Source organism: Rhodococcus sp. MT28 (assembly GCF_058792695.1).
In genome coordinates this window covers 688,386-702,328 of record NZ_JBXAFD010000002.1, presented here as the reverse complement: position 1 = coordinate 702,328, position 13,943 = coordinate 688,386, and the positions used below count along the sequence as shown (strand labels likewise).

At 63.2% G+C, this 13,943-nt stretch carries 15 protein-coding genes; 3 read left to right on the top strand and 12 right to left on the bottom strand.

Features of this window, described 5'->3' with window-relative positions:
- The first annotated feature begins 14 nt into the window (after positions 1–14).
- Together AC1Q6C_RS11550 and AC1Q6C_RS11545 are read left to right on the top strand one after the other, a co-directional pair.
- Positions 15–1,223 carry an aspartate transaminase gene (locus AC1Q6C_RS11550; RefSeq protein ID WP_007731694.1) on the top strand — a complete coding sequence of 403 codons (1,209 nt, stop codon included), beginning with the start codon at positions 15–17 and terminating at the stop codon, positions 1,221–1,223.
- 25 nt (positions 1,224–1,248) lie between these two features.
- Entirely contained in the window at positions 1,249–1,917 is a 669-nt protein-coding gene (locus AC1Q6C_RS11545; protein WP_054827386.1) for a 4-carboxy-4-hydroxy-2-oxoadipate aldolase/oxaloacetate decarboxylase, read from the top strand.
- 59 nt (positions 1,918–1,976) lie between these two features.
- On the opposite strand, the gene AC1Q6C_RS11540 is transcribed toward AC1Q6C_RS11545, so the two are convergent.
- The 6 genes from AC1Q6C_RS11540 to AC1Q6C_RS11515 form a co-directional block, all read right to left on the bottom strand.
- Positions 1,977–3,020: an L-idonate 5-dehydrogenase gene (locus AC1Q6C_RS11540; RefSeq protein WP_030535776.1), complete on the bottom strand. Its 1,044-nt coding sequence runs from the start codon at positions 3,018–3,020 to the stop codon at positions 1,977–1,979.
- 11 nt (positions 3,021–3,031) lie between these two features.
- Entirely contained in the window at positions 3,032–3,787 is a 756-nt protein-coding gene (locus AC1Q6C_RS11535) for an SDR family oxidoreductase (protein WP_007731698.1), read from the bottom strand.
- Positions 3,788–3,882: 95 nt separating this feature from the next.
- Positions 3,883–5,217: an MFS transporter gene (locus AC1Q6C_RS11530; RefSeq protein WP_042447696.1), complete on the bottom strand. Its 1,335-nt coding sequence runs from the start codon at positions 5,215–5,217 to the stop codon at positions 3,883–3,885.
- On the bottom strand, positions 5,214–6,287 hold the full coding sequence (locus tag AC1Q6C_RS11525; protein ID WP_007731701.1) for a 5-oxoprolinase subunit C family protein: 1,074 nt from the start codon (positions 6,285–6,287) through the stop codon (positions 5,214–5,216). The genes AC1Q6C_RS11530 and AC1Q6C_RS11525 overlap by 4 nt, the downstream gene beginning before the upstream one ends.
- Entirely contained in the window at positions 6,280–6,987 is a 708-nt protein-coding gene (locus AC1Q6C_RS11520) for a 5-oxoprolinase subunit B family protein (protein WP_172403470.1), read from the bottom strand. The genes AC1Q6C_RS11525 and AC1Q6C_RS11520 overlap by 8 nt, the downstream gene beginning before the upstream one ends.
- Positions 6,984–7,787 (bottom strand): LamB/YcsF family protein, encoded by an 804-nt coding sequence (locus tag AC1Q6C_RS11515; protein WP_492666626.1) that lies wholly within the window; start codon positions 7,785–7,787, stop codon positions 6,984–6,986. The genes AC1Q6C_RS11520 and AC1Q6C_RS11515 overlap by 4 nt, the downstream gene beginning before the upstream one ends.
- Positions 7,788–7,978: 191 nt before the next feature.
- Between AC1Q6C_RS11515 and nac the strand changes: the two genes are divergently transcribed.
- Positions 7,979–8,902 (top strand): nitrogen assimilation transcriptional regulator NAC, encoded by a 924-nt coding sequence (gene nac, locus AC1Q6C_RS11510; RefSeq protein WP_007731706.1) that lies wholly within the window; start codon positions 7,979–7,981, stop codon positions 8,900–8,902.
- On the opposite strand, the gene AC1Q6C_RS11505 is transcribed toward nac, so the two are convergent.
- From AC1Q6C_RS11505 to ureG, 6 genes are all read right to left on the bottom strand, one after another.
- Complete coding sequence (locus tag AC1Q6C_RS11505) at positions 8,896–9,822, bottom strand: D-isomer specific 2-hydroxyacid dehydrogenase family protein (protein ID WP_007731707.1); 927 nt, start codon at positions 9,820–9,822, stop codon at positions 8,896–8,898. The two genes, nac and AC1Q6C_RS11505, sit on opposite strands and share 7 nt — an antisense overlap.
- Before the next feature lie 45 nt (positions 9,823–9,867).
- Entirely contained in the window at positions 9,868–10,650 is a 783-nt protein-coding gene (locus AC1Q6C_RS11500) for an SDR family oxidoreductase (protein WP_007731708.1), read from the bottom strand.
- Positions 10,647–11,168, bottom strand: a complete 522-nt coding sequence (locus AC1Q6C_RS11495) for a gluconokinase (RefSeq protein WP_030535782.1) — start codon at positions 11,166–11,168, stop codon at positions 10,647–10,649. Before AC1Q6C_RS11495 ends, AC1Q6C_RS11500 begins: the two co-directional genes overlap by 4 nt.
- Positions 11,169–11,272: 104 nt before the next feature.
- Positions 11,273–12,316, bottom strand: coding sequence for an urea transporter (yut, locus tag AC1Q6C_RS11490; RefSeq protein WP_030535783.1), 1,044 nt, complete (start codon positions 12,314–12,316; stop codon positions 11,273–11,275).
- A 34-nt stretch (positions 12,317–12,350) separates the two neighbouring features.
- Complete coding sequence (locus AC1Q6C_RS11485) at positions 12,351–13,298, bottom strand: urease accessory protein UreD (protein WP_230359423.1); 948 nt, start codon at positions 13,296–13,298, stop codon at positions 12,351–12,353.
- A complete protein-coding gene (ureG, locus tag AC1Q6C_RS11480) occupies positions 13,295–13,936 on the bottom strand; it encodes an urease accessory protein UreG (RefSeq protein WP_007731713.1) in 642 nt (213 codons plus the stop codon). Before ureG ends, AC1Q6C_RS11485 begins: the two co-directional genes overlap by 4 nt.
- Between the last annotated feature and the right edge of the window lie 7 nt (positions 13,937–13,943).

Sequence of the window (13,943 nt, the reverse complement as noted above, 5' to 3'; positions counted from 1 at the left end):
AGGAGCAGACCATCATGGCGACTTTCGTTCCGGCTGCGCGCGTCGACAGAATCAGGGAGTCGCCGAGTGTGGCTGCCGCACAACGAGTGCGCGAGCTGAAGGCCCAGGGCCGTGAAATACTCGACCTGACCGTCGGGGAGCCCGATTTCGACACACCCGACAACATCAAGTCTGCGGCGATCACTGCGATCAACACGGGTCAGACCAAGTACACCGCAGTCAACGGCATCCCGGCTCTACGCGAGGCAATCGCAGCACGCGCGGCTTCGCGAACCGGAATCCAGTACGCGGACAACCAGATCACCGTCGGCGGCGGCGCGAAACAGGTCATCTTCCTCGCTCTCATGGCGACGGTCGAAGCCGGCGTCGAGGTTATCGTTCCCGCCCCTTACTGGGTTTCGTACCCGGATATGGTCCTCGCTCACGACGGAACTCCGGTGATCGTTCAGTGCGAGGAGTCCGACAACTTTCTTCTCACAGCCGAAGCACTATCCGCTGCAATCACTTCGAACACCAAGTGGGTCATCCTCAATGCCCCGGGCAACCCCACCGGATCTGTGTACACCCGCGAGCAGCTGCAGGCCCTCGCCGAAGTGATCGAGGCCAATCCCCATGTCAGTGTGTTGGTCGACGAGATCTACGACGAGATCAACTTCGGCGACGCTCCGATCCCGAGTCTGCTGCAGGTCGCTCCGCACCTCCGTGATCAGGTACTGGTCACCAACGGAGTCTCCAAGTCTCATGCCATGACCGGGTGGCGACTCGGATACGGACTCGGAAATTCCGGATTGATCGGCGCCGTCAACAAACTGCAGGGTCAGAGTTCTTCCTGCCCGTCCTCGATCAGCCAGGCCGCAGCCGTGGAAGCCCTCACCGGCGACCAGAGTTTCCTCACCGAATCCGTACGAAGTTACCGACGACGACGCGACCTCTCGGCTCACCTCCTCAGTGTTGTCCCCGGGCTCGAGCCCGTCGTGCCGCAGGGTGCGTTCTACCTGTTCGTCAACTGTGCCGGCTTGATCGGCAAGCAGACCCCGGATGGCACCGTGATCGAGTCCGACCAGGATCTCGTCCTCTATCTCCTCGACGAGGCGTCGGTTGCCACCATTCAGGGTTCGGCTTACGGCGCATCGCCGTACTTCCGTATCTCCTTCGCCACCTCCGAGGCTGTCCTCGAAAAGGCCGCGGCACAGATCGCCGCGGCAGTCGAACGCCTTTCCTGATCTTTCATACTTTCTGGAGTACAAGATGATTCACGTCAAGACGAAAATTGATCGCGCGGACAAGGACCTGATTGCCGAACTGGGGACGTTCTCCGCGGCCACGATTCACGAGGCACAGGGACGTAAGGGCTCGCTGCATCCGGCGATCAAGCCGATCGACCGCGACATGAAGTTCTGCGGCTCCGCTTTCACAGTCAAGTGCCATCCCCGCGACAACCTCATGCTGCAGGTTGCGATCAGCTACGCACAGCCGGGTGACGTCCTGATCGTCTCTTCAGGTGATCAAGCCGCCGGCCAGTTCGGCGATGTTCTGGCCAATGCCTGTGTTGCGCGCGGCATTACCGCACTGGTCACCGACGGCGGAGTGCGCGATACCCGGGAGATCCGCGAACTCGGATTCCCCGTCTTCTCCAAGCACGTGTACATCGAGGGAACCGTCAAGGAATCTCTCGGCCCGATCAACCATCCCCTGGTCTTCGGAGAACAGATCATTTATCCCGGTGACGTCGTCAAGGGTGACTGCGACGGCGTTGTCGTGGTCCGCCGCGAGGAGGTTGCCGAGGCAATCGAACTCTCGCGTGCCCGTGACGAAGCCGAAGCCGGGTACATCGAGCGTTACAAGCGGGGCGAGACCCCACTCGAGGTGAGCAATCTGACTGCCCTGCTGGAAGCCAAGGGCCTGGTGGTCGAATAACCTGCTGTGCGCCTTTATTAACCGCCCGCGGTTAATAAAGGCGCACAGGGTCGAAGGACTCAGAACCGCAACAGCACCTTCCCCGACACCGAAGCATCCTTGGCGACTGCGAAGGCTTCCAGAGCTTCCTCGACCGGATATTCGTGTGTGAGAACAGCATCGACAGCAAGCGAACCGTCGGCGAGGGCGAGCAGCACCTCGTCGATTTCGTCGTTGAAGCGGAATGAGCCCACCAACTCCAACTCTCGCGTGATCGCCAGCGAAATGTGTACCGGTTGAGGTCCGGACGGAAGAAGCCCGAGCATGACCACCCGTCCACCGCGCGTCGCCCCGCGAATAGCGGATTCGAGCCCGCGATGATTGCCGGTGCACTCGACGACCACGTCGGCATCGGATGCGGCGACTGCCTCGGCGTCGGTGGCCTCGAGAACCCGATCCGCACCGAGCGTCGACGCGATCTGCAGCGGAACGTCGTGCACGTCGACCGCGGTGATCGACTGCGCGCCTGCTCGTCTGAGCACAGCCACGACCAGTGCGCCGATGGGTCCGCAGCCGACGACCAGCGCCTTCTTCCCGCGTACGTCTCCCGCTCGCGAAACAGCGTGCCAGGCAACGCTTGCCGGTTCGGCTACCGACGCAGTCCGCAGGTCCAACCCCTCGGGCAGTTCCCGGAGCATGCGTGTCGGGAGCACTGCGTATTTCACGAAGGCGCCCTCGGTGTGTGGGTACTGCGCTGCACTTCCCAGGTATGTGCAGCAGGGCGAGAGGTTGGGCCGATCGCTCGGGAACCGAGGCGCGGTCCCACCGGGCGTTGCGGGGTGTACGGCCACGGAAGTTCCAACTGCCGGCCCCGTTCCGTCCGCCGCGGCCGTCACGACCGTGCCGACCACCTCGTGACCGAGCAGCATCGGTGCCTTCAGAATCGACTCCCCCGCCGCGCCGTGCGTCCAGTAGTGCAGATCTGATCCACACACACCGCCGTAAGCGATCTCGATCACTGCCTGCTCGGCGGTCGGCGCAGTCAACGCAACATGCTCGACCCGCAGGTCACCTGCCGCATGGGCCACCACTCCGAGCGTCGTTTCCGGTAGTACAAAACTCATGATGCGCTCTCTCAGTCGTTGCGACGGATGAAGTCGAGGCCACCGGGCACCTGGAAGGTGGGGAGCACCTCGATGAGACCAAGATTGACGTGGCCAGGGGCGTCGATCGCGAACTCGATGGTATCCGCGATGTCCTTGGTAGTGATGGATTCGTAGCCTTCGTAGAAGGTCTCCCACGCTTCCTTCATGGCTTCGGGCGTGCCGCCGAGGTTGCGACCGAAGATCTCGGTCTCGACCCGGCCAGGGCAGATCTCGGTCACTCGAATCCGCTTGCCGATGCAGTCGTTTCGCAGCTGGCGCGAAATCTGGTGCACCGCAGCCTTGGTCGCGTGGTAGGCAGTGTGGCCGTAGAAGTTGTACAGGCCGGCGATGGAGCTGATGTTGACGACATGACCTAGATCGCGCTCCACCATTCCCGGCAGCAGAATGCGGCACAGGTGCAGCACCGCACGAAGATTCACGTCCACCATCGCGTCGACCGATGCTTCTTCGGCGTCGAGAATGTTTCCGGTTGCGGACACCCCCGCGTTGTTGACGAGGATGTCGATCTCCAGTCCGCCGACAGCTTCGGCGAGCGCGGCGGTGTCGGTGATGTCCACGGGCAGAGGGATCATTCCGGTGCGATCGGCAACCTCACCGAGCTTGTCGGCATTGCGGGCGACGCCGTAGACCGTCAGTCCGCGCTTGGTGAACATCTCGGTGACGGCGGCACCCATTCCGGTGTTGGCGCCGGTGACGAGAGCTGTGCGGTAATCGGAGAAAGGCATTGTGTGCTCCTACAGGAAGAAATTGGTATGACCCGGCGGCCGCCGCGGACTGCAGGCGGCCACCGGGCCGGATCAGGAGTGACTCACGCGAGAAGTCACAGAGTGTCGCGTAGCGGAACGTGGGCGCGATCGGTGATGGTGCTGACCGCGATCAGCGTGCCGACTGCGGTGATGACCGCGTAGAAGGCGGGAACGTAGATACCGAATTCGGGGATCAACCAGGTCATCAACAACGGTGCGGTACCACCGAAGAGTGCGGACGAGATGTTGTAACCCAAACCGTAGGCGGAGTAGCGAACCCGCGTGGGGAACAGTTCGACGATCAGGATGTGGATGACGGCTGTGTGCCCGGCGAAGATCACTGCCATGAGGCAAGCACCGAGAACGGCGAGGCCGACGTTGCCGGTCACGATCATGGCATAGCAGGGGATCGCTCCGATCGCCATTGCCGCAGCTGCACCGGCGATGACCTTCTTGCGACCGATCCGGTCGGAGAGAGCACCCATGAACGGAATCGCGAAGCAGATCGCGACCAGGCTGGATGCGGTGACGAGAAGCGCTGTCCCGGTCGAGAATCCGATCTGATCGCCTTTGAGGAAAGTGGGCATGTACGAGAACAGAACGTAGTAGCCGGAACCATTCATCAAGGGGATGAACAGGGCGAGGATCATGGCGCGACGGTGCTCGGGAGTGGAGAATGCTTCCTTGAGCGGATTGCGCGACAAACCGCCGGATTCCTTGAGCCGCTCGAAGTTCGGGGTATCGGAGATCGCGCGGCGGATGTACCAGCCGATGATTCCCATCGGAATGGCCATGAGGAACGGGATGCGCCACGCCCACGATGCGAGTCCGCCGCCGTTGATCGCGTCGGCGTTGAGCCACGGCGACATGGCAAACGCGATCATCGTTCCGGTCAGCAGTGCGAGGAACGACGCGATCTGCGCGTAGCTCGTGATCAAGCCGCGCTTGCCTTCCGGGGCGTGTTCGGCGAGGAACGTCATGGCGCCGGCAGCTTCACCACCGACGGAGAATCCCTGCACGATCCGCAGAAAGATCAGCAGTGCCGGTGCCGCGATACCGATGGCCGCGTAGGTGGGCAGCAAGCCGATACCGGCGGTCGCCACGCTGATCAGCATGATGACGAACACCAACATCTTCTGTCGACCGATCCGGTCGCCGAGGATGCCGCAGACCACCGCGCCGAGGGGTCGAACGAAGAACGAGACCGCGTAGCCGGCGAACACCAGCATCAGCGCGTCGCTCGACTTCGATACGTCGAAGAACACGATGGCCAGTGCCGTCGCCATGAACGCGAAGACACCGTTGTCGTAGAGCTCGACGAAGATGCCGACGCAGCCCGCTGCGACGACTTTCCGGACCTTGCGCGGGTCGGCTACCTGGCCGTCTACCGCTTCGATGGTGTTGGTCATGCTGTCTCCAAAATAGACGCGCGGCGCGGAGCGCTCGCGGGGCGTGTGGTGCCGACGTGGCTCGGTACTCGGGCTTCCGAGGTGTGAAGAGGTATCCGGAGGGTGGTGAATACGTTCTCCACACGCCGCCTCAGCAAGGCGATGCGGTGCTGCTGTTCGCGGTGCTCTGCAACCGCCGTTGCGACGCTGCAGTTCCGGAATCGGACGCGGTGCCCGGGTCGGGCCTGTCCCAGCTGTGAGAGTGAAACGGTGGTGACGACTGCCAGCACCGGATAACCGGCGGTGACGCCTCTACCTCGATGCAGGACCAGAAGTTCGTTGCCAGCGGGTACTTCGACGGCACCGATGGGGACGCCGCGCGAGAGGACCTCGCCGGTGCCGGTGCGCTGTGGGAGCGGCTGCTCATCGGTAGATGCCAGCCGAAGCCCGATGTGATTGCTCTGATCGCCCACCACGAATTCGGTGCCGAACAGCGCGGCTGCACTCTCCCCGAAGTCGTCGATGTCGGGGCCGTCGGTCACGTCGAGCGTCCACACGTTGCCGAAGGACGGTCGGTCGGGCAACAACCGGAACAGCGGTAGCCGGAAGACCGGGTGGTCGATCGGCGGGCAGTCGGTGTCGACGACCAGCGTCTCCCCCGCGGTCAAGTGACGGCCGAATCCGAGGACCTGGTCGGGAGCGCAGCTGCCCAGGAGGTAGTCGGCCGTCAGCTCTCCGTGGACGGCGACGTAGACGCGCAATCCGTCGTGGATTCCGGTGACGGCAAGCCGCTGACCGGCTCGCCAGACGATCGGTTCCCACTGCGGTTGCCGATGTCCGTCCACCGTCACCGTTGCGGGTGCACCCGTGACGGCGATCAGCAGATCCGTGGACGCCGACGCTGAAAAGTCGAGGGCCGTCAACTCCAGTAGCGGGGCCTCGCGCCTACTACCCACCAACGCGTTGGCGATCTCCGCGCTGATCTGGTCGGCTGCGCCGCCCGTCGCCTGACCGAACTGTGACGCCGATCCACGCCCCAAATCCTGGACGGAGCTGATTCCGGGAGTCAGGACGGTGACGGTCTCAGCCATGGGGATCACCCCCTACGGGCAGGAGCGAGCGTCCGTCGAAGTCGTCCCAGCGATCGGCGTCGATCGCACGGAAGACGAACAGATCGCCCGGGCGGTAGGCAGAAATCTGCTCCGACGCCGGATCGACCAAGATGAGCGGGGTCCGGCCGATCACTGCCCAACCGCCGGGCGCAGGCCTGGCCGAAACGACTGCCTGACGTCCGGCCACCGCAACGGAACCGGCCGCGACGTGCGGTCGCGGGCTCGATCGGCGCGGGATGGGAAGGCCGAACGCCGGGCCGTCGAGCATCGGGGCGCCGCCGGGTGAGCCGTAGCAACGCATGACCAACGGGGCTGCGGAGTGAAGGCGCACCACTTCGGCTTCGGTGACGCCGAGAAACCGCGCTGTATCACCCAGGTCCGGGCCGTGTTCGCCCCCGTAGACGACGGGGATCTCGAACGTCCTAGGTTCACCTTCCAGCGGTCGGGGGATAGTCGTTGCTTCGCGAACCAGGCCGCGGACGGCGTCGTGGTCGGTGAGGAGGTTGTCGAACTCGACCAGCAGGGCGTCGTATGTCGGGATGACGCTGACGATGCCGTCGGCACCGAGATCGAAACGTGCAGCGATCGATCGAACGGTGTTCCAGTTCTGCTCGGCGGTCCCGCCGCTGACACTGACGCGAACGGCGGCGTCACCGCAGTCGGCGACGTAGGTCTTCACGCGGAACACCCGACATCACGGGCCCGCCGTGACGCCACGACCCGGGTCAGCGGCGCAATGGTGACACCGGCGGCCTCGAGCGCGGCGCGAATCGCCTTCGCGTTCGCGACGGCACCGGGGTTGTCACCGTGCACGAGGACCGTATCGGCGACAACCGGGATCAACGTGCCGTCCACAGCTTCGACGACTTCCTCGACCACCATCCGAACGGTCCGCTCGACCAGAACGTCGACGTCGTGAATCACCGCTCCCGGCTCGCTGCGGGGCACGAGAGTTCCGTCGGAGTTGTATGCGCGATCCGCGATTCCGACGATGCCGACGCTCAATCCGCGGGCAGTCGCCTCGTCGGCCAACGCCCCGTCCTGGGCGAGCACGATCAACGACGGATCGAAGGCCGCGACCGCATCGACGACGGCGCGCGCGTAATCCTGGCGTACGGCAACAAGATTCCCGAGCTTGCCGTGGGGAGCGATGTGCGACAACGACGTTCCGCTCGCGACCGCAAAGGCGTGAAGGGCGCCGAGTTGGAACAGCACGTCGGTTCGGACCTCGTTCTCACTGAGATCCATCGCGCGACGTCCGAATCCGGCGAGGTCCGGAAAACTCGGATGCGCGCCGATGCCGATACCGCGCGATACGCACCCCCGCACGGTCGCATCAATGGTTCGTGGATCGCCTGCATGGAATCCGCAAGCGATGTTGGCCGAAGTCAGCGTGTCGAGCAGAGCATCGTCGGCGCCCATGGTCCACGTGCCGAAACCTTCGCCGAGATCGGCGACAAGATCGATGCTGGTTGCCATTTCGGTCCTTCCGGTTCGTTTACTTGTTCGTACGGGCGCCGTTGCCCGTGGTTGGTCCGACTGTCGAAGTTCTGTGTGTCGACTTCGGTGTTTCTGGGACGCTACTCAGGAACGCCAAAGGGTTGTTAATACCGTTTCGCGTTGGGGTGATCGGAATTCGATATGTCCGTTGAGCTGGTAGTTTGCACAGCATGGACACGAGAAGGCTCTACTCGTTCGTACGAATTGTCGATGCCGGCAGCATCACCCGAGCCGCCGACATCCTGCACATCGCACAACCCGCCCTGAGCCAACAGATGACGTCGCTGGAAACGCAGTTCGGTCAGCAACTTCTGATCCGCAGCAAACAGGGTGTCGAGCCGACCGATGCGGGGCACGCACTCTATCGGCATGCTCAGGTGATTCTGCGTCAGGTGGAGAGTGCCCAGGCCGAGGTGTCCGTGGTCGGACGGGCGCTGGCGGGTGGCGTCTCGGTCGGCCTCGCCCCGTACAGCACCGCGACGGCAATCGCCTTGCCGCTCTTGGCCCGTGTGCGCGAGCAGCACCCGAATATCTTGTTGCACATCAACGAGAACTTCGGTGGCGTGCTCAGCGAAGCGATGATGACCGGTCGCATGGATCTGGCGTTGTTGTACGACGCCGGCCCGATCAAGGGTGTGACGTTCGAACGCTTGCTCACCGAGGAGCTGGTGGTGGTTGCCCCGTTCGGTACCGGACTGGTTGGCGAATCGGGATCCGACATCTCCCTGCCCGAGATCGCCGAACTGCCACTATTGCTTCCGGGTCGGATGCACACCATCCGCAAGGTGGTGGAGCAGGCTTTCGACCGTGCAGAGCAGCAACCGAACGTCGTGGCCGAAGTGGAATCGGTGATGACGCTGTCCGAGGCCGTACGCACCGGATTGGGCGCGACGGTTCTGCCGTGGTCGGTGGCCCGCAGGGTCATGGACGTCGAAGCGCTCGAGCTACGACGCATCGAGCCGGGCATCGAAGTGCATGTCTCCCTTGGCACCCCGGCCAATCAGCCCCTCTCCAAACCGGCCGAGGCGGTGCGCGATGTTCTGCGCACCGTCGTTGCCGATTACGTGAAGGGAACCAACGCGAGCGGTCAGTAGCCCGCCGACGGATCGATCACGGCGGCGAGGTCCTCACCTGCGGCGAATCGGGCGACGTTGGCTGCAACGTGATCTGCCAGGACGCGGGTGAGCGTCGTAGCCGGGTTGGCGACGTGTGGAGTGATGATCGCGTTGGGCAGCTTCCACAACCGATGCCCGTCCGGCAACGGCTCGGGATCGGTGACGTCCAGTGCCGCCCCGCCGATCGAACCGGCTTCCAGTGCGTCGACCAATGCGTCCGTGTCGACGAGGGTGCCACGCGCGATGTTCACGATCCAGCTCGACTCCGACATCTGGTCCAGTTCGGCCTTGCCGACCAGATGCCGCGTCGCGGATGTCGACGGTGCTGCGATCACGAAGTGATCTGCCTTGGACCAGATTTCGCCGGTGCGGTCGGCCGAGAGCGTTTCGGAAGCACCCTCGACAGGGGTCCCGGAGCGGGTGATCGCGATGACCTTGACTTTGGACGCGGCGAGGTACGGGATCAACGCACGGCCGATTCCGCCGCAACCGATGATCGCCACTGTCGAGCCCTGCAAAGTGCCCACCCGCGGGTCGAACTCTTCCTTGCGCCACGACTGCGCCGCCAATTGTTCGGGGAGAGAACGAACTCCGGCGAGGAGAAGCATCATCGTATGTTCGGCAACATTGCCCGCGTACGCTCCGGCAGCAGACGTCCAGACCCGCTTGTCGTCGATCACCCCGGCGTCGAACCAGGGCTCGATGCCGGCGAACGGCAACTGCACCCAGCGAACCGAATCGGGTAGCGACGACGGGAACGTCTCCGGCCCGTGTACCCACACGACGCCCTCGGCGTCTGCCAGTGGAACGAGAACTCCACCGGCTCGGCGTATTCCGTCGGCGACGTGAGGATCCTCGACGGGACCGAGGTGGATGCGAGGGGCGCTGGCGTCTGTCATGTGGGTGCTTTCTGTTCGAGTAGCGGACGATCTAACAGCGGACAATCAGACGACGGCCGTCATTCCGCCGTCGACGTAGAGGATCTGACCGTTGACGAAATCCGAAGCCGGGGAGGCCAAGAACAGTAGCGACCCGATCAGCTCCTCGGTACGGCCCCAACGACCGGCGGGTGTCCGCTTGGCGAGCCACGCGGTGAACTCCGGATCGTTGACCAGCGCAGAGGTCAGTTCGGTGTCGAAGTATCCCGGTGCGATCGCGTTGATCTGCAAACCGAAGGGTGCCCAGTCGGCGCACATTCCGCGGGTGAGCATCTTGAGCCCGCCCTTGCTGGCCGCGTACGGTGCGATTCCCGCTCGGCCGAGTTCGCTCTGCACCGAGCAGATGTTGACGATCTTCCCGTGTCCGCGCTCGACCATGCCGCGGGCGAATTCACGTCCGACGTAGAACGCACTGGTCAGGTTGGTGTCCATGACACGCCGGAAGTCGTCGTCGCCGAACTCGAGAAGCGGGGCGCGGTGCTGCACGCCGGTGTTGTTGACAACGATCTCGACCGGGCCGACCTCCGCCTCGATGCGTGTCGCCGCATCCCGGACGGCGGCCGAATCGGTGACGTCGAACGCGTATGCGTGCACCGTTGCGCCGGTCGCGTCGGCGATGCGTCGACGCTCGGCTTCGAGCACGTCGGAATTTCGGCTGTTGAGCACCACCACCGCACCCGCCTCGGCGAGACCAGTCGCGAGGGCCGAGCCGATGCCTCGGCTCGAACCCGTCACCAGCGCGACCTTCCCGGAAATGTCGAACGGGCCGGGGCTTGCGGTGCTACTCACGCTGTGACGCTCCTCTGAGATGTATGGATGTAGTCGACTGCCTCGCCCACCAGTGTGCTCGGTTCGGAGACGACATTCAGCGTGATGCCGCGCTCGTCGTCTGTAAGCGGTTCGAGAGCCTCGAACTGGGAGATGAGCAGACTCTCCGGCATGAAGTGCCCGGCGCGGAAACGCATACGTGCGGAGATAGTCTCGAAATCACCGGCCAGGTGGACGAACTGCACGTCGAGACCGTCCGGGCGCAACCGGCCCCGATAGTCCTTTCGCAGAGCCGAACAGGCAACGACGCCTGTTCGTCCCGCATCGGCACGCTCGGAAAGCCAGGCCGCGATCGCGTCGAGCCACGGCACACGGTCTTCGTCGGTCAACGGTGTCCCCGAACGCATTTTGGCGACATTGGACTCGGGGTGCAGATCGTCACCGTCGACGAAGTCTGCCCCGAGAGACGTGGCGAGACCCACTGCCACGGTGCTTTTTCCAGCACCGGCCACACCCATCACAACTACCTGCACCGTCATGCTTCGACCATGCCCGACTACCGAAGGCCAGACAATACTCGAGTGATACCGGTTCGCGAGGGTGCCATAGCGGAACGATCTAGGAACTTCTGCCCGTTCGAGCCCTATCCGTTCGCCTTTGCGATCGAATCCTTGCCCTCGGCCGCTCCCCCCTCGATGGTGTCGTGCTGGATGGGAACGAACTTCTTCTTCGGCAGCAGGAACAGCCACGTCGCGAAGACGAACGGGCCCGTTCCGGCCGGCAGGCTGATCGGAGCAAAGGCAGACACCAGCGTGCCGTGGATGACAACAGTCACCAGTACTCCGAAGACGGTGTAGACGAACACACGCCACGACGGGTTGTAGAACACCGATCCGAGAGCAATTGCCGTCAGCACCGAACTGAGCCCGTAGAGACCATTGCCGATGTCGACGGTGTTTGCGCCCAGCGCCAGTACCGAACCCATCGCTATCGCGGAACCGATGAGCGCGAACAACGCCGCCCAACGCGACGCGACCAGCAGCGCGATCACGAAGATAATGCCGGTGACGGTGTTGTTGATCAGAAAGATCTGGGAGACGTTGCGGAACAGCGTGTCCCACAGGAAGCTGAAAGTAATTTCGGCATGAACTGACGCGTCCCCGATGTGCTGGGGAAACTGGCCCGCGCTGAGGTCTGACGTTTCGATCCGCAGGAACTGGAACGCCGCAAGAAGGAAGAACCAGTTGACGAGGTTGAACGGAAAGGTCAGCGCCGGTACGCCCCACGTCTTGAAGACATTGGCAACGGCCAGGAACGCGATCGTCGACGCGGCAGCTCCCACCACGAGGTAGATCCACAGCATCACGCCGCCGGCAAGGAACGTCGGAAAGGCAGCTCCCACAAGAACTCCGTTGTATCCGTACAGGCCGATACGCATCGAATCGTCGTCGGAGTGCAGCATCATGCCGGTGACGGTGGATACCACCAGACCCACCACGGCACCGATCGCGACGGTGATCGTGTCCGCGGCTATCGCGCCCCAGAAGATACCAACCAGAAACAGCAGGCCCGTCAGCGCATTGCCCTGGAACATCACCTGCCCGGAGCCTTTGAGATTCGTGTCGATGAATCTGAGCACGACGTTCTTGTCCGCGACGTCGTCCCACGGTTTGGTGATGGTGGTCATCGCGCGTTCCTCGATCCCTATCAGGCAATCCGCGTCATCCCCAGAGCGGGACGGGCGGAATGGTGGTGTCCAGAACTGCCTTTCGTACCAGAGACCAGAAATCACGGACCTTCGCCTTGACGGGTTCACTCTCCGGACCGAGGACTTTGAAGATGAGACCGGCGTCGTTCGGTAGCCGGCTCGCCCCGGAGACGACCTTGCCGTCACGGCCCGGAACTATCTCCTCGAGAATGGCGTCGGCGTGCTCCTTCGGTGTCAGTAGGATGACGTTGCCGAAGACGTCGTGGTCGCCCATGATTCCGCCGTATCGCACGGGGAAGCGTGCCGGTTCGATCACCAACTTCTCGGTGAAGAGATTCTTCCCGTCCGGGCGCTTCGCCTTGATCAAGGTGGAGTACAGGTCGTAGACGAACATCTCTCCGCCGTCGTGATACTTGCGACCCGGCATCACGATCTCCGAGAACAACAGCGTTGCAGTCGGATCCACCGTGATGTCGGTGCGCGCGTAGTACCTCGCGTTGCGGTGTGGGATCGTCACTCCCGGCATCAGTTCGAGATACGAATTCTCGGCCAGCACCACTTTCTGGAGTTGCGACGCGTGATTGGCATCCATCCGGTGGACTTTGGTGGCCGACTGGGTGGTCACGTGTGCGAGGGAACCCGGCTCCATTTCGATGGTCAGGAACAACCGATCGCCTTGCAGCACACTGCCGGACGTCGAGATCATGTAGACGCACGGCATGGTCGGCAACGCTTCGTCCCAGTACAGCGCCTGCTGAACGAGCAACGGTGTCTTGCGGTACAAGTCCCGCAGAATCGTCTTGTCGCCACGGTCGACAAATCGCATCTCGAGAACGCCGGTCTTCCCGACCTTGCCGGCCGGGGCCTGCTTCGGCTGGTCCTGGTACTGGTCGAGCTCCGGGATGGTCGGGATCGGCCCCGGGAGCGACCGCGATGCTCCCGGGACGGACGTTGCGCTCACGGTGCGCTCGCTCCCACTTCCTCTTCGTCGAAGAGGACTCCGTGCACGATGAGGTCCACCACTTCCTTGATGCCTTCCCCGGTCATGCAATTGGTGAAGACGAACGGCTTGTCGCCGCGCATCCCCTTGGAGTCGCGATCCATGACTCCGAGATCGGCGTTGACGTACGGTGCGAGATCGGTCTTGTTGATGACCAGGATGTCGGACTGCGAGATTCCCGGACCGTTCTTGCGCGGAATCTTGTCGCCTGCGGCTACGTCGATGACATAGATGAAGAAGTCGACGAGAGCCGGACTGAACGTCAGTGTGAGGTTGTCGCCGCCACTTTCGATGAACACCACGTCGGTGTCGGGGAACGTCTTCTCCATGTCCTCGACCGCCGCGAGATTCATACTCGGGTCTTCGCGGACGGCGGTGTGGGGGCAGGCTCCCGTCTCTACGCCGACGATACGTTCCTCCACGAGAACACCTTTGAGAGCCTTGCGCACATGCTTGGCATCTTCGGTGGTGACCACGTCGTTGGTGATGATCAGAACGCTGGTGCCCCGCTTGATGAACTCCGGTGTGATCGCCTCGATGAGCGCGGTCTTACCCGAACCCACGGGTCCGCCGATTCCGATGCGCGTTGTCTTCTTCATCGTTCTC